Origin of the sequence: Prevotella sp. tc2-28, from assembly GCF_900107705.1 — a bacterium.
GTDB lineage: Bacteria > Bacteroidota > Bacteroidia > Bacteroidales > Bacteroidaceae > Prevotella.
Genome location: NZ_FNRE01000004.1, coordinates 1 through 22,977 on the forward strand (window position 1 = coordinate 1; position 22,977 = coordinate 22,977).

General features: G+C 46.9%; 23 protein-coding genes and 1 pseudogene. 23 read left to right on the forward strand and 1 reads right to left on the reverse strand.

Annotated elements, in window-relative coordinates:
• The 7 genes and pseudogenes from BLU47_RS14960 to BLU47_RS04440 form a co-directional block, all read left to right on the forward strand.
• Positions 1–205, forward strand: a pseudogene (locus BLU47_RS14960) (helix-turn-helix transcriptional regulator); the annotation flags it as partial.
• Between the two features lie 248 nt (positions 206–453).
• A complete protein-coding gene (gene infC, locus BLU47_RS04415; RefSeq protein WP_091958984.1) occupies positions 454–1,146 on the forward strand; it encodes a translation initiation factor IF-3 in 693 nt (230 codons plus the stop codon).
• An 80-nt stretch (positions 1,147–1,226) separates the two neighbouring features.
• Positions 1,227–1,424 (forward strand): 50S ribosomal protein L35, encoded by a 198-nt coding sequence (rpmI, locus tag BLU47_RS04420; RefSeq protein WP_091958987.1) that lies wholly within the window; start codon positions 1,227–1,229, stop codon positions 1,422–1,424.
• Positions 1,425–1,461: 37 nt separating this feature from the next.
• Positions 1,462–1,806: a 50S ribosomal protein L20 gene (gene rplT, locus BLU47_RS04425; protein ID WP_091958990.1), complete on the forward strand. Its 345-nt coding sequence runs from the start codon at positions 1,462–1,464 to the stop codon at positions 1,804–1,806.
• A gap of 133 nt (positions 1,807–1,939) precedes the next feature.
• Positions 1,940–3,541, forward strand: coding sequence for a thiamine pyrophosphate-dependent enzyme (locus tag BLU47_RS04430; protein ID WP_091958993.1), 1,602 nt, complete (start codon positions 1,940–1,942; stop codon positions 3,539–3,541).
• Positions 3,538–4,110 (forward strand): indolepyruvate oxidoreductase subunit beta, encoded by a 573-nt coding sequence (locus BLU47_RS04435; RefSeq protein WP_091958996.1) that lies wholly within the window; start codon positions 3,538–3,540, stop codon positions 4,108–4,110. Before BLU47_RS04430 ends, BLU47_RS04435 begins: the two co-directional genes overlap by 4 nt.
• Entirely contained in the window at positions 4,107–5,423 is a 1,317-nt protein-coding gene (locus tag BLU47_RS04440; RefSeq protein ID WP_091958999.1) for a pyridoxal phosphate-dependent aminotransferase, read from the forward strand. The genes BLU47_RS04435 and BLU47_RS04440 overlap by 4 nt, the downstream gene beginning before the upstream one ends.
• 37 nt (positions 5,424–5,460) lie before the next feature.
• On the opposite strand, the gene htpG is transcribed toward BLU47_RS04440, so the two are convergent.
• Entirely contained in the window at positions 5,461–7,521 is a 2,061-nt protein-coding gene (htpG, locus tag BLU47_RS04445) for a molecular chaperone HtpG (RefSeq protein WP_091959002.1), read from the reverse strand.
• Between the two features lie 89 nt (positions 7,522–7,610).
• Here htpG and map point away from each other — a divergent pair, with 89 nt between their 5' ends.
• From map to BLU47_RS04525, 16 genes are all read left to right on the forward strand, one after another.
• Positions 7,611–8,465 carry a type I methionyl aminopeptidase gene (gene map, locus BLU47_RS04450; protein ID WP_091959005.1) on the forward strand — a complete coding sequence of 285 codons (855 nt, stop codon included), beginning with the start codon at positions 7,611–7,613 and terminating at the stop codon, positions 8,463–8,465.
• Between the two features lie 12 nt (positions 8,466–8,477).
• A complete protein-coding gene (tsaD, locus tag BLU47_RS04455) occupies positions 8,478–9,512 on the forward strand; it encodes a tRNA (adenosine(37)-N6)-threonylcarbamoyltransferase complex transferase subunit TsaD (RefSeq protein ID WP_091959008.1) in 1,035 nt (344 codons plus the stop codon).
• A gap of 27 nt (positions 9,513–9,539) precedes the next feature.
• Positions 9,540–10,046, forward strand: a complete 507-nt coding sequence (locus BLU47_RS04460; protein WP_091959011.1) for a CinA family protein — start codon at positions 9,540–9,542, stop codon at positions 10,044–10,046.
• Positions 10,047–10,169: 123 nt separating this feature from the next.
• The gene (rpmB, locus tag BLU47_RS04465; protein ID WP_091959014.1) at positions 10,170–10,433 is read left to right on the forward strand and encodes a 50S ribosomal protein L28; all 264 of its coding nucleotides are present in this window, start codon (positions 10,170–10,172) and stop codon (positions 10,431–10,433) included.
• A 5-nt stretch (positions 10,434–10,438) separates the two neighbouring features.
• Positions 10,439–10,630 carry a 50S ribosomal protein L33 gene (gene rpmG, locus BLU47_RS04470; RefSeq protein ID WP_091959019.1) on the forward strand — a complete coding sequence of 64 codons (192 nt, stop codon included), beginning with the start codon at positions 10,439–10,441 and terminating at the stop codon, positions 10,628–10,630.
• A gap of 12 nt (positions 10,631–10,642) precedes the next feature.
• Positions 10,643–10,801, forward strand: a complete 159-nt coding sequence (locus BLU47_RS04475) for a DUF4295 domain-containing protein (protein ID WP_006950479.1) — start codon at positions 10,643–10,645, stop codon at positions 10,799–10,801.
• 82 nt (positions 10,802–10,883) lie between these two features.
• Complete coding sequence (ftsY, locus tag BLU47_RS04480; protein ID WP_091959022.1) at positions 10,884–11,840, forward strand: signal recognition particle-docking protein FtsY; 957 nt, start codon at positions 10,884–10,886, stop codon at positions 11,838–11,840.
• Positions 11,833–13,140: a 30S ribosomal protein S12 methylthiotransferase RimO gene (gene rimO, locus BLU47_RS04485; protein WP_091959025.1), complete on the forward strand. Its 1,308-nt coding sequence runs from the start codon at positions 11,833–11,835 to the stop codon at positions 13,138–13,140. The genes ftsY and rimO overlap by 8 nt, the downstream gene beginning before the upstream one ends.
• On the forward strand, positions 13,137–13,418 hold the full coding sequence (locus BLU47_RS04490) for an HU family DNA-binding protein (RefSeq protein WP_091959028.1): 282 nt from the start codon (positions 13,137–13,139) through the stop codon (positions 13,416–13,418). Before rimO ends, BLU47_RS04490 begins: the two co-directional genes overlap by 4 nt.
• A gap of 2 nt (positions 13,419–13,420) precedes the next feature.
• Positions 13,421–14,581: an HU family DNA-binding protein gene (locus tag BLU47_RS04495; RefSeq protein ID WP_091959031.1), complete on the forward strand. Its 1,161-nt coding sequence runs from the start codon at positions 13,421–13,423 to the stop codon at positions 14,579–14,581.
• Between the two features lie 143 nt (positions 14,582–14,724).
• A complete protein-coding gene (locus tag BLU47_RS04500) occupies positions 14,725–15,720 on the forward strand; it encodes an AAA family ATPase (protein ID WP_091959034.1) in 996 nt (331 codons plus the stop codon).
• Positions 15,720–16,589, forward strand: coding sequence for a DUF58 domain-containing protein (locus BLU47_RS04505; RefSeq protein WP_091959037.1), 870 nt, complete (start codon positions 15,720–15,722; stop codon positions 16,587–16,589). Before BLU47_RS04500 ends, BLU47_RS04505 begins: the two co-directional genes overlap by 1 nt.
• The gene (locus tag BLU47_RS04510) at positions 16,589–17,632 is read left to right on the forward strand and encodes a BatD family protein (protein WP_091959041.1); all 1,044 of its coding nucleotides are present in this window, start codon (positions 16,589–16,591) and stop codon (positions 17,630–17,632) included. Before BLU47_RS04505 ends, BLU47_RS04510 begins: the two co-directional genes overlap by 1 nt.
• A gap of 10 nt (positions 17,633–17,642) precedes the next feature.
• Positions 17,643–18,641, forward strand: a complete 999-nt coding sequence (locus tag BLU47_RS04515) for a vWA domain-containing protein (protein ID WP_091959043.1) — start codon at positions 17,643–17,645, stop codon at positions 18,639–18,641.
• A gap of 14 nt (positions 18,642–18,655) precedes the next feature.
• The gene (locus tag BLU47_RS04520) at positions 18,656–20,362 is read left to right on the forward strand and encodes a VWA domain-containing protein (RefSeq protein WP_091959046.1); all 1,707 of its coding nucleotides are present in this window, start codon (positions 18,656–18,658) and stop codon (positions 20,360–20,362) included.
• A gap of 17 nt (positions 20,363–20,379) precedes the next feature.
• Entirely contained in the window at positions 20,380–22,974 is a 2,595-nt protein-coding gene (locus BLU47_RS04525) for a BatD family protein (protein ID WP_091959048.1), read from the forward strand.
• Positions 22,975–22,977: the final 3 nt, after the last annotated feature.

Sequence of the window (22,977 nt, forward strand, 5' to 3'; positions counted from 1 at the left end):
AAACGATAAGGCTTTTATTGATTGGGGACATACATTCGTCCTTGACACAGTAAACGGCATTATCATTAAGAACGTCTTTCCGTGTACTATTGACGAAAAGCAGGTAGTATGCCATTCTATTAATCCTAACTATCCTGATTTTAATGTCTTTAAAGTTGATATAAGGGGGTGGTATAAGGTGCTTGCAGTTATTGCTCTAAAATAGAGAATTTTCTAATAAACTTGCAAATTTCTCTCAGTGTTAGATTTTATGTTTTTGTAAATAACTGAAGATGATATAATTACATTCTATACTGTACATTTGCAAAAAAAATGTGCAGTATTTTGTTTGATATGTGAAAAAAAACAATAATGTGGAAAAAACAACCAATATGCTCAAAAATAATCCATGTTTTATTTTGTTATTTGCTTGAATATTAGTACCTTTGCACCCGATTTCGTAAAAAACAGTTGATGAAGAACGACAAAATGAAGAATCAGTACCGCGTCAACGAACAGATTCGTGTACGCGAAGTACGTATAGTAGGAGAGGACGGTTCTACCGTAGTCCCCACTCGTGAGGCTCTGGACATGGCGCGCGACCAAGGCGTTGACTTGGTAGAGATTTCGCCCAATGCCAATCCTCCCGTTTGCCGTTTGATAGACTATTCGAAATTCCTCTATCAGCAGAAAAAGCGCCAGAAGGAAATGAAGGCGAAACAAGTGAAGGTAGAGGTCAAGGAGATTCGTTTCGGACCTCAGACCGACGAGCATGACTATCAGTTTAAGTTGAAGCATGCTAAGGAGTTCCTAGAGGAAGGCAACAAGGTTCGCGCCTATGTGTTCTTCCGCGGACGCTCCATCCTCTTCAAAGAGCAAGGTGAGGTCCTGCTGCTCCGTTTTGCCAATGATCTGGAGGAGTGCGGTAAAGTAGAGGGCATGCCATCGCTGGAAGGCAAGAAAATGTTCCTCTATCTCGCTCCGAAGAAAGCAGGCGTCGCCAAGAAGAGCCAGCAGGCACGCGACCGTGAGGCATCAGAGGCAGAGGCCAAGGAGAATGCCAAGCAGCAGTCAGCAGCTGAGAAGCCTTCGAACGGCGGACTTTTCGCCAATGCCAAAATCAGTGCCGATGCGCTGAAGAAGTTGACAGAGAACGAGGACGAATAAAAAGGAAGAAAGAAAAGGTGGCGCGCCCGGTATATGCGTAGTCGCCGATTTATTAATAACAATTTAAATTTTATAAAACAATGCCAAAAGTAAAGACAAATTCCGGTGCCAAGAAGAGATTCTCATTCACCGGTACAGGTAAGATCAAGAGACATCATGCTTACCACAGTCACATTCTGACTAAGAAGACCAAGAAGCAGAAGCGTAACTTGGTAGGTTCAACCATCGTTGACGTATCAAACATGAAGCAGGTTCGTGACCTGTTGTGTCTCCGTTAATTCACCTATTGTCAAACATTAAAAAGTAAAGAAAACTATGCCAAGATCAGTCAATCACGTTGCATCAAAAGCAAAACGTAAAAGAATTCTGAAACTCACTCGCGGTTACTTTGGTGCCCGCAAGAATGTTTGGACAGTAGCCAAGAACACTTGGGAGAAGGGTCTTACCTACGCTTATCGCGATCGTAAGAACAAGAAGCGCACTTTCCGTGCACTGTGGATTCAGCGTATCAACGCTGCCGCTCGTCAGGAAGGTATGAGCTATTCTGCCCTAATGGGAGCGCTCTCAAAGGCTGGTATCGAGATCAACCGCAAGGTGCTCGCTGACCTCGCCCTCAACAATCCTGAGGCTTTCAAGGCTATCGTAGCTAAGGTAAAGTAAGCGAAATCGTTTATAAGCGAGATAAAAAAGAGCTGCATCAGTAATGATTGCGGCTCTTTTTTTTGCACTATTGAAAAATAAATTGTATCTTTGCACGACTAAACAGTTAATAATCATCACAAATATAAGGAATATGAAGAAGTTGTTATTAGGAGACGAGGCCATTGCTCAGGGAGCGCTCGACGCTGGACTGAGTGGTGTCTATGCCTATCCTGGCACTCCATCTACGGAGATTACGGAGTATATCCAACAGTCGCCGTTAGCCAAAGAACGTGGCGTTCATAGTCGTTGGTCAACCAATGAGAAAACGGCCATGGAAGCAGCGCTGGGTATGTCGTATATGGGTAAGCGCGCACTGGTGTGCATGAAGCACGTCGGACTGAATGTCTGTGCCGACCCGTTTGTCAACTCAGCCATGACGGGAACCAATGGCGGTATCGTCGTGCTAGTGGCCGATGATCCCTCTATGCACTCCTCACAGGACGAGCAGGACTCTCGTTTCTATGGTAAGTTTGCCATGATTCCGACACTGGAACCCAGCAGTCAGCAGGAGGCATACGACATGATGTCGAAGGCTTATGAGATGTCTGAGCAGTTGCAGTTGCCCATCCTTATGCGTGTCACAACCCGCATGGCACATTCGCGCGCTGTCGTCACGGTTGCCGATAGTCCACGTGAGCAAAATGCACTGAATTATAATGCTAAGGCCAGCAACTGGGTGTTGCTGCCTGCCTTTGCCCGCAAGCGCAACGATATCGTTACCGCCCAACAGCCACTGTTGGAGCAGATGTCCGTCGACAGCCAGTACAACCAGTATGTTGACGGCAAAGACCAGCAGCTGGGTATTATAGCCAGCGGTATTGCCTATAACTACCTGATGGAATGCTTCCCCAACGGATGTCCCTATCCGGTATTGAAGATTTCGCAGTATCCTATTCCTAAGAAGTTGATTCGTCGTATGACTGACGATTGCGAGTTTGTGCTGATTGCCGAAGAAGGTCAGCCCTTTATCGAGGATCAGGTTCGTGGTGTCATGCCGGGAAATGCTGTCATCAAGGGACGACTGACCGGTGAACTGCCCCGTACGGGTGAACTTAATCCCGATGTCATCAAGAAGGCGTTAGGAATGGAAATCGGCGAGAACTATGCACCATGCGAGGATGTGGCTCCACGTCCGCCAGCACTCTGTCAGGGTTGTGGTCACCGTGATGTCTATGCTGCGTTGAACGAGGTGCTGCTCAATTATCCCAATGCTCGCGTTTTTGGTGATATCGGTTGTTATACGTTGGGTTTCCTACCTCCCTATAAGGCTATTCACTCGTGCGTGGATATGGGTGCTTCCATTACGATGGCTAAAGGCGCATCGGATGCTGGCCAGTGGCCTGCTATCGCTATTATTGGCGATTCTACGTTCACCCATTCAGGAATGACGGGTCTGCTGGATGCTGTCAACGAGAATGCTGACATCACCGTGATTATTTCAGATAACCTGACAACTGCTATGACGGGCGGACAGGACTCGGCAGGTACCAATAAGTTTGAGGCTATTTGTCGTGGACTGGGTGTCAGCGATGATCACCTGAAGGTGGTTGTTCCCCTGCCCAAAAACATGGAGGAAATCAAAAAGACCATTGATGCTGAAATCAACTACCACGGTGTCAGTGTCATCATTCCTCGTCGCGAGTGTATGCAAACATTACAACGTCATCTTAAACAAAAGAAAGCAGCAAAATGAAGACAGATATTATATTATGTGGCGTAGGTGGACAGGGTATTCTCTCTATTGCCACTATTATTGGCGAAGCTGCCATGAAAGAAAACCTGTATATCAAGCAGGCAGAGGTGCACGGCATGTCACAGCGTGGAGGTGACGTGCAGTCGAATCTGCGCATCAGCAGCGACCCTATTCAGAGTGACCTGATTCCTAAGGGCGGGGCAGATGTCATCATCTCAATGGAACCTATGGAGGCACTTCGCTACCTGCCGTTCCTCTCGAAAGATGGCTGGATTATCACGTCAAGTACTCCTTTTGTAAATATACCTAACTATCCTGAGATTGAGGTAATTAAGGGTGACTTAGAGAAACTTCCTAATGTTATTATGCTCGACATCGAACAGGCTGCTAAGGATGCTGGTGTCCCCCGTTCTGCCAACGTGATTTTGCTGGGCGCAGCCCAGAAAGCATTGGGTATTGAGTATGAAAAGTTGGAAGATGCCATCCGTCGTGTCTTTGGTCGAAAGGGTGATGCTATCGTTGAAGCCAATATCAAGGCACTGGCCATAGGAAAACAAGCACAGCGATGAAAGAGACTCCTATTAAAAAAGAATTAGTGGATGGGCTGATTGCCGAACTTGGCATCAATGATTTTGCAAAAGCCACTATCCGCGAGGTGAAGCAAGTGGCTGCAAAAGCTGAGAAGGCGAGTGGGGTGGAGTTCATTAAGATGGAAATGGGCATTCCTGGTCTGCCTGCTGCCCAAGTGGGTGTCGATGCTCAAGTAAAAGCATTGCAAGACGGTATTGCCCATAGTTATCCTGATATCCAGGGGCTGCCGGCTCTGAAACAAGAGGCCTCCCGCTTTGTCAAAGCCTTTATCGGTCTGGATGTGGCTCCCGAAGGCTGCGTTCCTGTGACGGGTTCCATGCAAGGTACTTTTGCTTCGTTCCTCACCTGTTCGCAAGCTCAGAAATCGAAGGATACTGTGTTGTTTATTGACCCAGGATTCCCTGTGCAGAAGATGCAGTTGCAGGTGATGGGTGTGAAGTACGAGACCTTTGACGTCTATGACTTCCGTGGCGAGAAACTCGGTCCTAAGGTGGAGAGCTATCTGGAGAAGGGTAACATTTGCGCCATCGTCTATTCCAATCCGAACAATCCTGCTTGGATCTGTCTGAATGAGGACGAGCTGAAAACTATTGGTACGCTAGCAACAAAATACGACACTATCGTGATGGAAGACCTTGCCTACTTCGCCATGGACTTCCGACAGAACCTCAGCGTGCCCTTCCAACCTCCTTATCAAGCATCGGTAGGCCGGTATACGGATAATTACATGCTGTTGATTTCCGGTTCCAAGGCATTCAGTTATGCCGGCGAACGTATCGGTGTCACCTGTATCTCCAATAAATTGTTCCATCGTCATTTTGCCGATCTTGCTGCCCGTTACGAGGGACTTCCCTTCGGCTTAGTCTTCTCGACACGTATGCTGTATGCCCTCTCGTCGGGTACCAGTCACTCGGCACAGTATGCAATGGCTGCCATGTTGAAGGCTGCTACTGACGGGGAGTATGACTTCCGTAAGGAGGTAAGCGTCTATGGCGAGCGAGCTCATAAACTGAAAGAAATATTCTGTCGCCACGGATTCCATATTGTCTATGACAAGGACTTAGACCAACCTGTTGCTGACGGATTCTATTTCACCATAGGATATCCTGGAATGACCAGCGGCGAGTTGGCAAAGGAACTGATGTATTATGGGGTGTCGGCCATCTGTCTGATTACAACCGGTTCGCATCAGGAAGGATTGCGCGTCTGCACTTCATTCATCGAGGATCATCAGTACGACCAATTGGAAGAACGGATGACCATCTTTGAAGAGAACAATAAAAAAGCCTGACCACAACGGTCAGGCTTTTATCTTTGTCTTAGTTGGCTTATTTAATCAAGTCAACGGAACGTTTCAGGAATTTATCCAGCGCTTCACCCTTCAACATGCCGTTTTGCAACAATGCCAGGTCGATGAGCTGGTGAACGATGTCGTTCTTGGCGGCAAAGTTGTTCAGCACATCTTGTTTCTTCTGTTTCTGCTCCTCAACAGCTTTCTCCGTCTCGGCCTTCATGTCCTTGTCGTCCTGTGTCAGCTCCTCGGGTTTCTTCTTATCTTGTTGCTGACGGATTGCTGCTAGACGGGCCTCCTGTCCCTTCAACTCGGCCTCGATAGGCTTCAGTGCCTCCTCGGTGTTCTGCTTGCAGTCGTCAAGCACACGCTTTACTAACGGATGGTCGCTGTTCAGCACAAGGTTCAGCGAGTCGGGCATCTGGGCATAAAAGTTCATGCCCTGCTGGAATCTGCTCATCTCCTTCATACGACGCATCCACTCGTTCTGTGTGATGACAACGGGACGTTGCTGGTCGCCAAGGCTCTGTACCTCAACCACAAACTCCGTCTTTTCTATCTTAGGCATCTGTGAACGGAAGACTTGTGACAAATTGGCAGACTCGTCCTCTGACAGGTTTGACTTCGGTGCGTCGTCCTTGACAATGAGGCGGTCAATGATGTCGCTGTCCACACGTGTAAAGCGTGACTTCTCGAACTTCTGCTCCAACATCTGGATGGCAGGCACGTCCAACTGTCCGTCCAGCAACAGCACGCTGTAACCCTTGTCCTTGGCAGCCTGGATGTATGAGTACTGCTCGTCCTTGTCGGTGGCATATAGGTAGATGAGGTTACCGTCCTTGTCTTTCTGGGCACTCTCGATGAGGGTCTTGTATTCGTCGAAGGTAAAGTATTTATCCTCGGTGTCCTTCAACAGGGCAAAGTCCTTTGCCTTGTCGTAGAAAGACTCTTCGCTGAGCATACCATAGTTGATGAACAGTTTCAAGTCATCCCATTTCTCCTCGTAACCCTTGCGGTCTTCCTTGAAGATCGCCTGCAGACGGTCGGCCACTTTCTTGGTAATATAGGTGGAAATCTTCTTTACCTCACGGTCGCTCTGTAGATAGCTACGGCTTACGTTCAGTGGAATGTCAGGTGAGTCGATGACACCATGCAGCAGCGTCAGGAATTCAGGTACGATGCCCTCCACCTGATCGGTGACGAACACCTGGTTGCAGTACAGCTGGATTTTGTTGCGCTGCAAGTCGATATTCGACTTGATACGGGGGAAGTAGAGAATACCCGTAAGATTGAACGGATAGTCCACATTCAGATGAATCCAGAACATCGGTTCATCGTGCATAGGATAGAGCGTGCGGTAGAACGACTTGTAATCCTCGTCCTTCAATGTTGACGGGGCTTTAGTCCATAACGGCTCCACATCGTTGATGACGTTATCCTTGTCGGTGTCAACCATCTCCTTCTTCTCGCTCGACCATTCCTGTTTCTTGCCGAAGGCAACGGGAACAGCCATGAACTTGCAGTATTTGTTCAGCAACTGCTGGATCTTTTCCTTTTCCAGGAATTCCTTGCAGTCGTCGTCGATATAGAGGATGATGTCCGAACCGCGGTCTTCTTTCTCTGCCTCGTCAATCTCATAGGCGGGCGAACCGTCGCAGCTCCACTTGACAGCCTTGGCACCATCCTTGTATGATTTGGTAATGATTTCCACTTTCTTCGATACCATGAATGAAGAGTAGAATCCCAGTCCGAAATGGCCGATGATGTTGTTGGCATTGTCCTTATATTTCTCTAGGAAATCATTGACGCCCGAGAAAGCTATCTGGTTGATGTACTTGTCAATCTCCTCCTCGGTCATTCCGATACCGCGGTCGGAGATGGTGATGGTGCCCTTATCCTTGTCAAGGCTGACATGAACGGTAAGGTCGCCTTCTTCGCCTTTGAACTCACCCTGCTGAGCCAGCGTTTTCAGTTTCTGTGTGGCATCGACGGCATTTGATACCATCTCGCGCAGGAAAATCTCGTGATCTGAGTAGAGAAACTTTTTGATGACGGGGAAAATGTTCTCGGTTGTAACCCCGATGTTACCTTTTTGCATATACTTTTCTGTTTAATTATAATCTTCTGCCGATATATTTGCAAATATCGTGCCAAAATTGTACCTTTGCACTCAAATTGAGAAAAGCTATGGTAAAAAGAAGATGGCATTGCAAACCGGGGGAACAGCCCTCGGAACTAGATAAGCACATCATGTACTTGGAAAACAAAGGAGCACTGGTTCCTACACGCGACTTAATCAGAACTCCGGAACAGATAGAAGGCATCCGTCGTTCGGGTGTCGTCAATACCGGCGTGTTGGATGCAGTCGGTGAGACGATACATGCCGGTATGTCAACGCTGGAGATTGATCAGATATGTCGCGACTATTGCGAAAAGCACGGAGCCATTCCTGCCTGTCTGAATTATGAGGGATTCCCCATGTCGGTATGTACGAGTATCAACGAAGTAGTATGTCACGGCATTCCCAAAGCTGACGATATCTTGGAGGAAGGTGATATCATCAACGTTGATTTTACCACCATTCTTGACGGTTACTATGCTGACGCATCACGTATGTTCATTATTGGTAAGACAACCCCCGAGAAGGAACAGCTGGTTAAGGTGACCAAAGAATGTCTGGAAATTGGCATGGAGGCGGCAAAGCCTTGGCACGGAGTGAATGAGATAGGCCGCGCCATCGAGAAACATGCCAAGAAATACCACTACGGCGTAGTACGCGACCTGTGTGGTCACGGCGTTGGGGTGAAGTTCCATGACGAACCGGAGGTGTGCCATTTCTCCCAGCGTGGCGACGGTATGCTGCTGGTTCCTGGTATGGTGTTCACTATCGAACCTATGATTAACATGGGCACATGGAAGGTGTTCGTTGATGCTGACGACCCGTACGGATGGGAGGTTATCTCGGAGGACGAGTTGCCTTCGGCTCAGTGGGAACATACCCTGCTGATGACCGAACACGGCGTTGAAGTGTTGAGTCATTAATCATTGAAGGTCATGAATACACAGAAAGATGTATATATATTAGGTATAGAGTCGTCATGTGACGACACGTCGGCTGCCGTTTTAAAAAACGGTGTGCTGTTGTCGAACGTGACGGCATCACAAGCCGTACATGAGTCATATGGCGGTGTAGTGCCCGAATTGGCAAGTCGTGCTCACCAGCAGAATGTGGTGCCTGTGGTACATGAAGCCATCAAGCGTGCCGGCATTCTAAAGGAACAGTTGTCTGCGGTTGCATTCACCCGCGGTCCAGGTCTGATGGGTTCGTTGCTGGTGGGTGTCAACTTCGCAAAAGGCTTTGCTCGTTCGTTGGGCATTCCCTTGATTGACGTTAACCACCTGCAAGGACATGTAATGGCGCATTTCATCAAGGAAAGTGACGACGATCAAAGTCAGCCACCATTGCCCTTTATATGTTTGCTCGTTTCGGGAGGTAACTCACAGATAGTACTAGTGCGTGCCTATAACGATATGGAGGTGCTAGGCCAGACCATTGACGATGCTGCAGGTGAGGCAATCGACAAGTGTTCGAAGGTAATGGGACTTGGTTATCCAGGTGGCCCTATTATCGACCGACTGGCTCGCCAGGGAAATCCTAAGGCATACCAGTTTGCCGAGCCTCACATCCCTGGACTAGACTACAGTTTCTCCGGACTGAAGACCTCGTTCCTCTATAACCTGCGCAAATGGGTGGAGGAAGATCCGGATTTCATAGAACATCACAAGGAAGACATTGCGGCGTCGCTGGAATGGACCATCGTGGATATCTTGATGAAAAAACTCAAGTTGGCCGTCAAGCAGACAGGTATCAAACATGTTGCCGTGGCCGGAGGCGTGAGTGCTAACAATGGATTGCGTAATGCTTTCCACGACCATGCAAAACGCTTCGGATGGACGGTTTATATTCCTAAGTTTAGTTATACCACCGACAACGCCGCGATGATTGGTATCGTGGGTTATTTTAAATACCTGGATCAGGAGTTCTGTCCGATTGATGCTCCTGCATTCTCAAAAGTCACGTTTAAATAAGAAATAGTCTAATTAAAATTCAATCATATGGATTTTGAAAGCAAAATTATCAGCAGAGAAATCAGTCAACTGCTGTGGGAAATGGAAAAGACGGTAGGTACTGCCGAAAGTTGTACAGGCGGTCGTATCGCAGAAGCAATCATCTCTGTGCCTGGCGCTTCGAAGTACTTCAAAGGCGGTGTTATCTCTTATGTCGACGAAATTAAGATGTCGTTGCTGAACGTTGACCCGCAAGTACTGGAAGAGCAGACTGCTGTTTGCGAGGAAGTCGCGCGACAGATGGTAAAGGGAGCATGTAGGACCCTGAATACAGACTATGCCATCGCATCAACCGGTTTTGCAGGACCTACGGGTGGCACGAAAGAAATCCCCGTAGGTACTATATGGCTGGCTTGCGGAACACCAGAAAAACAAGTATCTGTCAAAGTGGAAGAAGACCACGGACGTGACATCAATTTGGCTATTGCAACGAATACGGTCATGCAATTGTTCCTTGATTTCCTCAAAAGTGAGAATGAAAACGAAGAAGGATAGCTAAAAAATGTTAAGATTGCGATTTTTCTTATTGCTCGGTTCTCGTTTCTCATTAAAAATAAGTACCTTTGCACCCTGTTTGGAATAAGTTATAATTAAGGAACAAATAAAAAGTAGATAGAAATGTCGAAAGTTTGTCAGATTACGGGAAAGAAGGCACAGATTGGTAATAATGTGTCTCACTCAAAGCATCGCACAAAGCGCAGCTTTGACGTTAACCTGTTCAGCAAGAAGTTTTACTATGTAGAGGAGGCTTGCTGGATTCAGTTGAAGATCAGTGCTGCTGGTCTGCGTATGATTAATAAGGTAGGTCTAGACGCTGCCCTGAAGCAGGCTGTTGCCAAGGGTTATGTTGATTGGAAGGACATTAAAGTAATAGGAGACTAACAACTATGGCAGGAAAGAAAGCTAAGGGTAACCGAGTTCAGGTGATTCTGGAATGCACGGAGATGAAGGAGAGTGGACTCCCCGGAACAAGCCGTTACATCACCACGAAGAACCGTAAGAACACACCAGAGAGAATGGAATTGAAGAAGTATAACCCCATCCTGAAGCGCATGACTGTGCATAAGGAGATTAAATAATCTATATAAAGCATGGCAAAGAAAACCGTCGCTACCCTCCATGAAGGTTCAAAGGATGGTCGCGCATACACAAAGGTCATCAAGATGGTAAAGAGCCCCAAGACGGGTGCTTACATCTTTGACGAGCAGATGGTTCCTAACGAGGCTGTTAAGGACTTCTTTAAGAATTAATATAAAAAATCTCGATAGAAAAAGCTGAAACTGAAGGTGGTTTCAGCTTTTTTTTGTATCTTTGCGCTGAAATTGTAATATTATGGGTATTTTCGGTTTTTTTAATAAGGAAAAAAAGGAAACGTTGGACAAAGGCCTGGAGAAGACCAAGACTAGCGTGTTCGACAAACTAGCGCGTGCCGTGGCAGGTAAGTCGAAAGTGGATGACGATGTGCTGGATAATCTGGAAGAGGTTCTTATCACGTCGGATGTCGGTGTGGAAACAACGCTGAAGATCATCGAACGTATTGAAGAGCGTGTTGCGCGCGACAAATACGTGTCAACCAGTGAATTGAATGCTATCCTACGCGATGAGATTGCTTCGCTGCTGGCGGAAAACAATTCGGACGATAACGATAATTGGGAACTGCCCAACGATCATAAACCCTACGTCATCTTGGTGGTAGGAGTCAATGGAGTTGGAAAAACCACTACTATTGGCAAGTTGGCCTGGCAGTTTAAGCAGGCCGGAAAGAAAGTCTATCTGGGTGCTGCTGACACTTTCCGCGCTGCTGCCGTTGAGCAGTTGTGCATCTGGGGCGAGCGAGTCGGCGTGCCAGTAGTGAAACAGCAGATGGGTTCAGATCCTGCTTCTGTAGCCTTCGACACCTTGCAGAGTGCCAAAGCCAACGGTGCTGACGTCGTGCTGATAGACACGGCAGGTCGTCTGCACAACAAAGTCGGTCTGATGAATGAGTTGAAGAAAATCAAGGACGTGATGAAAAAAGTGCTGCCAGAAGCTCCAGACGAGGTGATGCTAGTCCTTGATGGGTCTACTGGACAGAACGCCTTCGAGCAAGCCAAACAGTTTGCCGCTGTTACCCAGATTACCAGTCTGGCTATCACGAAACTCGATGGAACAGCCAAAGGTGGTGTCGTTATCGGTATCTCAGATCAACTAAAGGTCCCCGTGAAATATATCGGATTGGGCGAGGGGATGAAAGATCTGCAACTCTTCAATAAGCGTCAGTTCGTAGATTCACTTTTTAAGCATGAATAAAAAGCCCACGATAGACATCATCACACTGGGGTGCTCGAAGAACCTAGTTGATTCGGAGACTTTGATGGGGCTCTTCGAATCGCGTGGCTATCATGTTACCCACGATGCGGAGAATCCGCAGGGCGAGATAGCCATTGTCAATACCTGTGGATTTATAGAGGATGCCAAGCAGGAGAGTATTGATACTATTTTGGAACTGGTACAGGCCAAGGAGGAGGGCCGACTGGAACGAATCTATGTGATGGGATGCTTATCGGAGCGCTATTTGGCAGACTTGGAAACTGAGATTCCAGAGGTTGACGGATGGTATGGGAAGTTTAACTATCGGGGAATCTTAGATGAGTTGGATCATTCGCAAGTTCAAGATCAAATAGAACATCTTCATCGTCATATTACCACGCCACGCCACTATGCCTATCTTAAGATAGCCGAGGGGTGTGACCGCCATTGCGCCTATTGTGCCATTCCCATTATTACTGGGAAACATCAGAGTAGACCGATGCAGGAGATTCTTGATGAAGTTCGTTACTTGGTCAGTCAGGGAACGAAAGAGTTTCAGGTCATCGCACAGGAACTGACATACTATGGGATAGACATTGATGGCAAACAGCATATTGCCGATCTGATAGAGCGGATGGCTGATATAGAAGGTGTGGAGTGGATCAGACTACACTATGCCTATCCAGCTCATTTCCCATGGGACCTCCTACGCGTTATGCGCGAGAAGAAAAATGTGTGTAACTATCTTGACATTGCTTTGCAGCATATCTCCGACCATATGTTGGAACGAATGCAGCGACATGTAACCAAGGAGCAAACCTACGATTTAATCAGAAGGATGCGACGGGAAGTACCCGGTATCCATATTCGTACAACGCTCATGGTGGGATTCCCTGGTGAGACCGATGAAGATTTTCGCGAACTGATTGAGTTTACCAAGTGGGCTCGCTTTGAACGTATGGGTGCTTTTGCCTATTCTGAAGAGGACGGCACCTACTCAGCACAGCACTATAAGGATGATGTGCCGACGGAAGTGAAGCAGTCACGACTGGATAAACTGATGCGCGTACAACAAAATATCAGTGCCGAGATAGAAGGTGAGAAGGTTGGAAAGAACTTACGTGTCATTATTGACAGGAAAGAGGGAGACTACTGGATTGGACGCACAGAATTCTGTTCACCTGAGGTAGACCCTGAGGTACTTATTCCTGCCGAAGAACACTTACAGATAGGTGCTTTCTATGATGCCTATATCACTGATGCAGAAGAATTTGACTTATACGCAACAACGAGAATATGAACAACAAGGAATTTATTGCCGAACTGGCGGAACGCACCGGTTATTCGACGAAAGATGCCCAACGAATGGTCAACTTCTTGGTTGACGCCATGGGTGACGCTTTCCAGGAAGGCGATTCGGTACTCGTGCCAAACTTTGGACTGTTTGAAACCAAGAAAAAGATGGAGCGCATCATGGTCAATCCATCTACAGGTCAGCGTATGCTGGTACCACCGAAACTAGTGTTGAACTTTAAACCCAACCAAACGTGGAAGGATAAATTAAAGGGAGGACAATAGGAATGGGAAAGTTGACGTTACAAGATCTTGCTAAGAGTCTAGCAGGGAAAAGTGGACTTGTGCAGCGTGACGCAAGTCTGTTTGCCTCTGAGGTATTTGCAGTCATCTTACAAGGGCTGGAAAAAGACGGACAAGTTAAGGTTAAAGGACTTGGAACATTTAAGATTATCTCTGTTGAGGCGCGTGAGAGTATTAGTGTACGCACGGGTGAACGTGTCGTGATAGAAGGTCACGAGAAAGTCTCTTTTACCCCCGATAGTGTGATGAAAGAACTGGTTAATAAACCTTTCTCACAGTTTGAAACCGTTGTCTTGAACGAGGGTGTGGAGTTTGAAGACCTCAATGACGATGCTGCGGAAGAAGAACCGGTAAAGGCTGATGAGGAAATAGATGAGGTGGCTGCAGTGGAAGAGCAACCTGTAGAGGCTTCCGTACTTGAGTTCTCACAATCCGAATCGGCCCCCCAAATTGAGACCGACCAAAAACCTGAGACAGATGTTGAACCCAAGACTATTTCTAAGTCAGTTGCCGAACCTGAACTGGAATCCGAATCAGAACCCGAACCAGAGTCTGAACCCGAACCAGAACCAGAAGTGGAGCCAATCCTTCAATCGTTTGTGGACGAAGAGGAGGAATCAGTACGGTGGTGGAAATGGCCATTAATCATTCTTGTTGTACTGGCTTTGATGGGACTTTCAGCCTTTGGCGGTTATCGTTATGCGATGTATAAAGTGGCCTCAGAACAGGAAAAGACTGCTGCGAAGGAACCGGTGGCTGAAAAGCTTGTTACCATCGATAGCGTAGTTGTTCAGAATGATTCTGTTCTTGCAGAACCAGTAGAGGCTGTTCCTGTAGAAGAGCCCAAGGTAGAGCAAAAATCAGAATCCATGGTAGAACCTAAACCAGAGCCTAAACCAGAGGTGGACCCCTATGCTGCCAAGGATGAGCGTGTTCGCCTAGGTGCTTATCGCATCGTTGGAACTGAAAAAGAAATCAAAATAGCAGAAGGACAGACTTTCTATAGCATATGCCGAGCCCATCTAGGACCAGACATGGAATGCTATGTGGAAGTCTTTAATGACTTGCCTCGCAACCCGAAACTCAAGACGGGACAAATAATCAAGATTCCCAAGTTGGAATCCAAGAAAAAACGCCGTCGATGAAGCGTATATTCAAAAGTTTCTTAAAATGTAAGTTTTAGGAAACTTTTTTAATATTATTTAGGTATGCAAGTGTCCATTATCAGAAGGGAAATGACTACTTTTGCAAATCAAAAAGAAATAACGTATAAAATAGAATTTATATTATGGCAGAAGCTATTGACATTCGCGAATTGAATATGCGGATAGAACAACAAAGTGGATTCGTTACTAATCTGGTGACGGGAATGGATCGCGTAATCGTAGGACAGAAGCATCTGGTGGACTCGTTGCTCATTGGCTTGCTAAGTGACGGTAACATTCTTCTTGAAGGTGTTCCCGGTTTGGCAAAGACACTGGCTATTAAGACACTGGCACAATTGATAGATGCTTCATACAGTCGTATTCAGTTTACCCCCGACCTGTTGCCTGCCGACGTAACAGGTACGATGATTTATTCGCAGAAAGAGGAAAAGTTCCAAGTAAAGCAAGGTCCGGTGTTTGCTAATTTCGTGTTGGCAGACGAAATCAACCGTGCCCCTGCCAAGGTTCAGAGCGCCTTGCTTGAAGCCATGCAGGAAAAACAGGTGACTATTGGAAGTGAGACTTTCAATCTTCCGAATCCGTTCTTAGTAATGGCTACACAGAATCCTATAGAACAGGAAGGTACCTATCCTCTGCCTGAGGCTCAGATGGACCGTTTCATGCTGAAAGTGGTCATTGGCTATCCCACCATTGATGAAGAGAAGAAAATCATTCGTGAGAATATTGCTGGTTCGTTGCCTCAGGTGACACCCGTGACCACCGCCGACGAGATAGTAAATGCCCGTTCTGTAGTACGTGAAGTCTATATTGACGAGAAGATAGAACAGTATATTGCAGATATTGTATTTGCTACTCGCTATCCCGACCGTTATGGTCTGAAAGACATGAAGGATATGATATCCTTCGGTGGCTCTCCCCGTGCATCTATTAATTTAGCAAAAGCTGCCCGTGCATATGCCTTCATCAAACGCCGTGGATACGTTGTTCCTGAAGATGTGCGTGCTGTGGCTCACGATGTGCTGCGACATCGCATCGGCTTGACTTACGAGGCAGAAGCCTCTAACATGACCAGTGAGGAAATCGTTTCCAAAATAATTAATAAGGTGGAAGTTCCCTGATGGAAACATCTGAGATCATAAAGAAAGTCCGGAAAATAGAGATCAAAGCACGTGGTTTGAGCTCGAACGTCTTTGCTGGTCAGTATCATTCTGCCTTCAAGGGTAGGGGTATGGCCTTCTCCGAAGTGCGCGAGTATCAGTATGGTGACGACGTGCGCGACATCGACTGGAATGTGACTGCTCGTTTTCATCGACCTTATGTCAAGGTATTTGAAGAAGAGCGTGAACTTACCGTGATGTTGTTAGTCGATGTCAGCGGTTCACTTGATTTCGGAACACAACGTCAGATGAAGCGTGATATGGTGACGGAGATTGCTGCTACCATTGCCTTCTCGGCTATCCAGAATAACGATAAGATCGGTGTTGTATTCTTCTCAGACCATGTGGAGAAGTACATTCCCCCTAAGAAAGGTCGCAAACATATTCTCTATATCATCCGTGAGATGCTCGACTTTAAACCCGAATCACGTCGTACGGATGTGAAACAGGCTTTGGAGTTCTTGACTAGCGTAGCCAAGCACCGCTGCACGGCTTTCGTGCTTAGTGACTTCTATGTTCGTCAGGACTTCCTGCAGACTTTACAGATATGTAATCGCAAGCATGATGTGGTGGCTCTGCAGGTATATGATGTGCTGGCTCGGCAATTGCCTGACGTGGGATTAATGCGCGTTGTTGATGCAGAAACTGGTCATGAGCAGTATATTGATACCAGTAGTCGTAGCTTGCGTCAAGCTCATGAAAAGTATTGGAAGAATCGTCAACAGCACTTGCGTGAGACGATGAATAAAAGTAATGTCGACCTGGTGAGCATAGCCACTAATGAGGACTATGTTAAGGCACTGCTGATGCTGTTTAAAAGTAGAAGTTGATGAGAAGAGTGTTATTATTTATTATCTTGATAGCCTGTACGTTACTGGGTTTTGCTCAGTCAGGAGTTGAAGTCAAGATAGAGCCGATAGAAATGATGATTGGCGAGCAGGCGCAAGTCACAGTGACGGTGCAGGCTCCAGAGGGTGCTAGGGTTGAAATGCCAACCTTCCAGCCCCGTCAGCAAATCGTTGCCGGTGTGGAAGTAATCGCCACCCAGCGTACCGATGACCGCACTTTGCTGCTGACGCTGACCTCTTTTGACGGCAACTTGTATTATCTGCCTCCTTTCAAGGTGAAGGTCAATGGCAAGACTGTCGAGAGCAAGAGCTTGGCTCTCAAAGTCGTTGAGGTCGAGGTGGACACGACGAAGCTAGACAAGTTCTTTGGTCCCAAGGACGTACAGGATAATCCCTTCCAATGGAGCGACTGGAAGCTGTCGTTCTGGTTGAGTATTCTGATTCTCGTACTATGGGCTGTCGCCTATTATCTGTATCTCCGTCTCCGTGACAACAAACCTATTATTGCGCGGATTAAAATAGTGAAGCGTCTGCTGCCTCATCAGAAGGCGATGAAAGAGATAGAACAAATAAAGGCAGACAAGATGGTTGCATCCGAAGACCAGAAGGAATACTACACAAAATTGACTGATACACTACGTAAGTATATTGAGGAACGTTACGGCTTCTCTGCTATGGAGATGACCAGTTCCGAGATTATCGCTCGACTCACCTCCTCGGGTGACCAACAGAGTTTGGATGAGTTGCGTCGCCTCTTTATGACGGCAGACTTGGTAAAATTTGCCAAGTATTCGACTATGATTAATGAGAATGACGCTAATTTGGTTAATGCTATTGATTTCATCAACCAGACGAAGCAGGAAAACCAACCTACCGAGGAAGTCATTAAGCCGCAGTTGTCAGAGGAAGACCAGCGGTCGCAGAAAACCCGGCGTGTTCTGAAATGCATTATCTGGACAGTCTGCACCATTTCGATATTGCTGTTTTGTCTGGTTGTCTATAGTGTTTACCAACTGTTGAACTAAAGAGAAAAACATGGAATTTGCCAATAAAGAATATCTGTTGCTGCTACTGCTCATCATACCTTATCTAATATGGTATCTGATGTACAGAAAAAAGAGCGAGCCGACGATGCGCATGAGTGACACATATGCATACCGTTTTGCGCCACGCTCGTGGAAGGTACGTCTTATGCCACTTCAGTTGTTGCTGCGGCTAGCGGTGTTCGTCTTGCTGGTACTTGTGTTGGCGCGTCCACAGACACAGAATTCATGGAAGAACAAAACCATGGAAGGTATCGACATCATGCTGGCAATGGACGTGTCGACATCAATGCTTGCAGAAGACCTGAAGCCCAACCGTATGGAAGCTGCTAAGCAGGTCGCCGCCGATTTCATCATCGGTCGCCCGAATGACAACATTGGGCTGAGTATCTTTGCTGGTGAGGCCTTCACTCAATGTCCGATGACTACCGATCATGCCTCGCTTCTTAATCTTTTGCAGAATGTTCGTACGGATATCGCCCAACGTGGACTGATAGAAGACGGAACGGCTATTGGTATGGGACTGGCTAATGCTGTCAGTCGATTGAAGGACTCGAAAGCCAAGAGTAAGGTTGTCATTCTCCTGACTGACGGTAGTAACAATCGTGGTGACTTGTCGCCAATGACAGCTGCTGAGATTGCCAAGAGTTTCGGTATTCGTGTCTATACGATCGGTGTGGGAACTAACAAAGTGGCTCCTTATCCCATGTCTGTGGCTGGAGGCATACAATATATCAATGTACCTGTAGAGATTGATACGAAGACGCTGAGTGAGATTGCAGCTGCTACAGATGGCGATTTCTACCGCGCCACCAATAATCGTGAGTTGCAGCAAATATACAAGGAGATAGACAAGTTGGAGAAATCAAAACTTAATGTCAAGAAGTTCAGCAAACGCTATGAGGCCTACCAGCCCTATGCGTTGGCAGCAGCCATTCTGTTGTTGCTGGAGATGTTGCTGCGCATTACCGTATTCAGAAAACTACCATAATAGATTGAAAGAAGATGTTTCGATTTGAAGATCCTATATACTTATACGCTTTGGTGCTGATACCCCTGTTGGCTGTCATTCGTTTGTGGATGGTCAGCCGACAGAAGAAACGTCTGCGCAAATTCGGCGATCGAGATTTGGTACGCCAGTTAATGCCTGATGTTTCACGTTTTCGTCCGCTAGTCAAGTTTGTGTTGCTGCTGACAGCACTTGCATTGATTATTTTGATGATTGCCCGTCCGCAGTTTGGTACGAAAATCAATCGTGAGAAACGTACTGGTATAGAGACCATCATTGCAATGGATATCAGTAACTCGATGTTGGCAGAGGACGTCACACCAAGTCGTTTGGACCGTTCGAAGATGATGGTTGAGAATCTGGTTGACCATTTCACCAACGACAAGATTGGACTTATCGTCTTTGCTGGCGATGCCTTTATCCAATTGCCCATCACTAGCGACTATGTATCAGCCAAGATGTTCTTGTCAAGTATCACACCATCGATGATTGCCACACAGGGAACTGATATAGCCAAAGCTATTACGATGTCAACCAACAGCTTTACACAACAGGAAGGAGTCGGTAAGGCTATCATTGTTATTACCGATGGTGAAGACCACGAAGGTGGAGCGCTGGAGGCAGCAAAAGAAGCACAGAACAAGGGGATGCGTGTCTATGTGCTGGGTGTCGGTTCTCCGAAAGGTGCACCAATCCCTACAGGAAATGGTGACTACATGAAGGACAATATGGGTCAAACTGTGATGACCGGACTGAATGAGGAGATGTGTCGACAGATAGCCCAGGCTGGCGGTGGGGCATATATCCATGTTGAGAACAACAGTAATGCGCAGGACCAGTTAGACCATGAGTTAGACAAGTTAGCAAAGAAAGAAATAGAGAGCACTATCTATAGTGACTATGACGAACAATTTCAAGCGGTGTGCATTATAGTGCTCCTATTGCTCATTATCGAGGTCTGCATCCTCGACATCAAGAACCCGATGCTTAAGAATGTGTCACTCTTCAAACGTAACAAGAAGGCTGTTGTTGCAGTGCTTTTCCTGCTAGTTGCAACTAGTGTCCAGGCTCAAGGTGACAGGCTGTTGGTGCGTCAGGGTAACAAGCAGTTCCGTGCAGGTAACTATGCTGAGGCAGAAGTTTCCTATCGCAAGGCTGTGGAGAAAAATCCACGAAATGCTCAGGCTCACTATAACCTGGGAAACGCTCTGTTGGGACAACGCAAGGACTCTGCAGCCGTTGTGCAGTTTGAGAATGCAGCAAAGCAGGAAACCAATCCGATGCGAAAGGCGCAGTCATATCATAACATCGGTGTGATTTGTCAGGGACAGAAACAGTATGCACAGGCTATCGAGGCTTACAAAGAAGCGTTACGTAACAACCCCACAGATGATGAGACTCGGTATAATCTGGAACTTTGCAAGCGTCAGCAACAACAGCAACAGAATCAGCAAAATCAGCAAAATAAAGATAACAAAGACAATAAAGATAAAAAAGACCAGAAAGACAAGCAGGATCAGCAAAAGCAGCAAGACAAAAAAGAGCAGAAACAGGACCAGCAACAACAGCAGAAGCAACAGATGAGTCGTGAGAATGCTGAACAGATGTTGAATGCTGCCATTCAGGAGGAGAAGCAGACGCAGGAACGCATGAAGAAAGCACAGCAGCAGCCTAACCGTCGTCGGCTGGAAAAGAACTGGTAAGTGAAGGAAATACAACTATGAGTTACGATAAAGTTAAATATGGAGCAGTATGGATAGTGGTGTTCACTATTCAACTTTCACTATTCGTTAGTCAGGCAAGGGCGCAGCAGTTGACTGGACGTGCCCCGTCCCAAGTGGCCATAGGTGAACAGTTTCGCCTCTCTTATACCGTGAATACGGATGACGTGAAAGGTTTCCGTGCAGGCAACATCCCTGATGCATTCGATGTGTTGATGGGACCTAGTACGTCAACCCAGTCAAGTTATCAACTGGTCAATGGTCATATGTCCAGTTCGTCATCGGTAACTTACACCTATATCCTCTCGGCCACTAAAAATGGTTCGTTCACTATACCTGCAGCACAGGCTCAGGTGGGTAGTAAAACCATTCATAGTAACGAGATACACATCAAGGTTAGCGGTCAGGCTCAAAGCAACGGTCAGCAAGGTCGTCAGCAGAGTCGAGCAGGTGAAGAGGTGCGTCCGGCAGGCAGTGCGATATCCGGCAGCGACTTGTTTATTAAAGTGACAGCCTCGAAACAACGCGTTCGTGAGCAAGAGCCTATTTTGCTTACCTATAAGGTATATACGCTGGTCGGATTGACGCAACTTAACGGTAAGATGGCCGACCTGAAGAGTTTTTATACCCGTGAAGTCCCGTTGCCACAGGAGAAGACCTTCAAGGTTGAGTCTTTCAACGGACGCCAGTATCGCACGGTGACCTGGCAACAGTACGTCATGTTCCCGCAGGCTACGGGTAAGTTGGAAATTCCCAGTATCACCTATGAAGGACTTGTTGTACAGCAGAATCGCAATGTTGATCCGTTCGAAGCCTTCTTTAATGGTGGCTCCGGTTATATCGAGGTCAAGAAGCAAATCAAAGCTCCTGGCATTTCTATTCAGGTTGACCCGCTTCCTCAGCGTCCAACTGGTTTCTCGGGCGGTGTCGGTCAGTTTAATATCTCAGCCACTCTCGACCATGCGCAAGTAAAGGCCAATAATCCTGTGAAGTTACGCGTAGTAGTGAACGGCGTTGGTAACATGAAACTGCTCAAACAACCCGTTGTCAAGTTCCCTAAGGATTTTGACAGCTACGATGCAAAGGTTACCGACCAGACAAAACTGACCACGCAGGGCTTAGAAGGCTCTATTATCTACGATTTTTTGGCCGTTCCGCGCCATCAGGGAGAATTTGACATTCCTGCCGTCGAATATACCTATTTTGATACACAGGCAAATACTTATAAGACGGTCAAGACAGAGCCCTTTCATCTAAGTGTTGCCAAGGGAGATGGTTCTGGAACAGTAGCTACTTTCAATGGTCAGGAAGATGTGAAATTGCTTAATAGTGATATCCACTATATCAAGACTGGTAGCACGCGTCAACATGCCATAGGCGACTATTTCTTTGGCTCAACGGCATATTGGGTGACATTGGCGGTATTATTGTTAGGATTTGTGTCGTTGTTCGTCATCTTCCGTCGTCGTGCTATTGAGAATGCCAATGTTGTTAAACAGCGAGCCGGCAAGGCCAACAAGGTGGCTGCTAAGCGACTGAAGAAGGCTGCTCGATTGATGAAGAATGGGCAACAGGGTGATTTCTACGATGAAGTACTTCGTGCACTTTGGGGATATGTTGGCGACAAGCTCTCAATGCCTGTCGAGCAGTTGTCGCGTGAGAATATCAGTCAACAGTTGGAAGTTTGCGGTGTACCTGCCGAGACTATCCAACAGTTCATCGGAGCACTTGACGAATGCGAGTTCGCGCGCTATGCTCCTGGTGATGCAAAGGGAAATATGAATAAAGTATATGATGCGGCTATGACTGCTATCACACAAATTGCAACCACCATGAAGAAAGGTCATTCGAGCAGGATTTCAGCTGTCCTTTGGCTGTTAATGCTCGTGCCGATGGCTGTTGGTGCACAGACTAAGGCCGATGCCGACAGCGCTTATGTCCATGAGCATTATCAGCAGGCTGCTCAGTTGTATGAACAGTTATTGAAGAAGGGTGTTTCCCCGGACCTGTATTACAATCTGGGCAATAGCTACTATCGTATGGACAACTTTACGAAAGCCGTCCTCAACTACGAACGCGCCCTGTTGTTGTCACCTGGTGATAAGGACATTCGTTTCAATTTGCAGATGGCTCGTTCAAAGACGATTGACAAGATTGTTCCTGAGTCAGAGATGTTCTTCGTGACCTGGTACCGTTCGCTGGTCAACTTGCAGAGCGTTGATGCCTGGGCTCAGATGGCGTTGATAGCCCTTGCTATAGCTATCGTGTTGGCTTTGGCCTATCTCTTTGGCAATGCCGTTTGGCTACGCAAGATCGGTTTCTTTGGTGGACTGCTGTTTGTTGTTCTCTTCTTGGCCAGCAATCTGTTTGCCTGGCAACAGAAACGGGCCATCATGAACCGTACAGGTGCCGTTATCATTCACTCGGCAGTTACCGTGAAGAGTACCCCATCTAAGAATGGTACCGACCTTTTCATCCTGCATGAAGGAACAAAGGTTAATATTACTGACGGCTCAATGCGCAGTTGGAAGAAGGTGCGTGTTGCTGATGGTAAGGAAGGATGGTTGGAAACCAATCAGATAGAAATTATTTAGAGA

Excerpts from the sequence above, each read along its gene's own strand:
- map (WP_091959005.1), top strand. The coding sequence starts at position 7,611 with ATGGTAAAAAGAAGATGGCATTGCAAACCGGGGGAACAGCCCTCGGAA.
- BLU47_RS04500 (WP_091959034.1), top strand. The coding sequence starts at position 14,725 with ATGGCAGAAGCTATTGACATTCGCGAATTGAATATGCGGATAGAACAA.
- BLU47_RS04440 (WP_091958999.1), top strand. The coding sequence starts at position 4,107 with ATGAAAGAGACTCCTATTAAAAAAGAATTAGTGGATGGGCTGATTGCC.
- rpmG (WP_091959019.1), top strand. The coding sequence starts at position 10,439 with ATGGCAGGAAAGAAAGCTAAGGGTAACCGAGTTCAGGTGATTCTGGAA.
- BLU47_RS04510 (WP_091959041.1), top strand. The coding sequence starts at position 16,589 with ATGAGAAGAGTGTTATTATTTATTATCTTGATAGCCTGTACGTTACTG.
- BLU47_RS04475 (WP_006950479.1), top strand. The coding sequence starts at position 10,643 with ATGGCAAAGAAAACCGTCGCTACCCTCCATGAAGGTTCAAAGGATGGT.
- infC (WP_091958984.1), top strand. The coding sequence starts at position 454 with ATGAAGAACGACAAAATGAAGAATCAGTACCGCGTCAACGAACAGATT.
- htpG (WP_091959002.1), bottom strand. The coding sequence starts at position 7,521 with ATGCAAAAAGGTAACATCGGGGTTACAACCGAGAACATTTTCCCCGTC.
- rpmI (WP_091958987.1), top strand. The coding sequence starts at position 1,227 with ATGCCAAAAGTAAAGACAAATTCCGGTGCCAAGAAGAGATTCTCATTC.
- BLU47_RS04490 (WP_091959028.1), top strand. The coding sequence starts at position 13,137 with ATGAACAACAAGGAATTTATTGCCGAACTGGCGGAACGCACCGGTTAT.
- ftsY (WP_091959022.1), top strand. The coding sequence starts at position 10,884 with ATGGGTATTTTCGGTTTTTTTAATAAGGAAAAAAAGGAAACGTTGGAC.
- BLU47_RS04505 (WP_091959037.1), top strand. The coding sequence starts at position 15,720 with ATGGAAACATCTGAGATCATAAAGAAAGTCCGGAAAATAGAGATCAAA.
- BLU47_RS04460 (WP_091959011.1), top strand. The coding sequence starts at position 9,540 with ATGGATTTTGAAAGCAAAATTATCAGCAGAGAAATCAGTCAACTGCTG.
- BLU47_RS04515 (WP_091959043.1), top strand. The coding sequence starts at position 17,643 with ATGGAATTTGCCAATAAAGAATATCTGTTGCTGCTACTGCTCATCATA.
- BLU47_RS04495 (WP_091959031.1), top strand. The coding sequence starts at position 13,421 with ATGGGAAAGTTGACGTTACAAGATCTTGCTAAGAGTCTAGCAGGGAAA.
- BLU47_RS04435 (WP_091958996.1), top strand. The coding sequence starts at position 3,538 with ATGAAGACAGATATTATATTATGTGGCGTAGGTGGACAGGGTATTCTC.
- tsaD (WP_091959008.1), top strand. The coding sequence starts at position 8,478 with ATGAATACACAGAAAGATGTATATATATTAGGTATAGAGTCGTCATGT.
- BLU47_RS04430 (WP_091958993.1), top strand. The coding sequence starts at position 1,940 with ATGAAGAAGTTGTTATTAGGAGACGAGGCCATTGCTCAGGGAGCGCTC.
- rimO (WP_091959025.1), top strand. The coding sequence starts at position 11,833 with ATGAATAAAAAGCCCACGATAGACATCATCACACTGGGGTGCTCGAAG.
- BLU47_RS04520 (WP_091959046.1), top strand. The coding sequence starts at position 18,656 with ATGTTTCGATTTGAAGATCCTATATACTTATACGCTTTGGTGCTGATA.
- rplT (WP_091958990.1), top strand. The coding sequence starts at position 1,462 with ATGCCAAGATCAGTCAATCACGTTGCATCAAAAGCAAAACGTAAAAGA.
- BLU47_RS04525 (WP_091959048.1), top strand. The coding sequence starts at position 20,380 with ATGAGTTACGATAAAGTTAAATATGGAGCAGTATGGATAGTGGTGTTC.
- rpmB (WP_091959014.1), top strand. The coding sequence starts at position 10,170 with ATGTCGAAAGTTTGTCAGATTACGGGAAAGAAGGCACAGATTGGTAAT.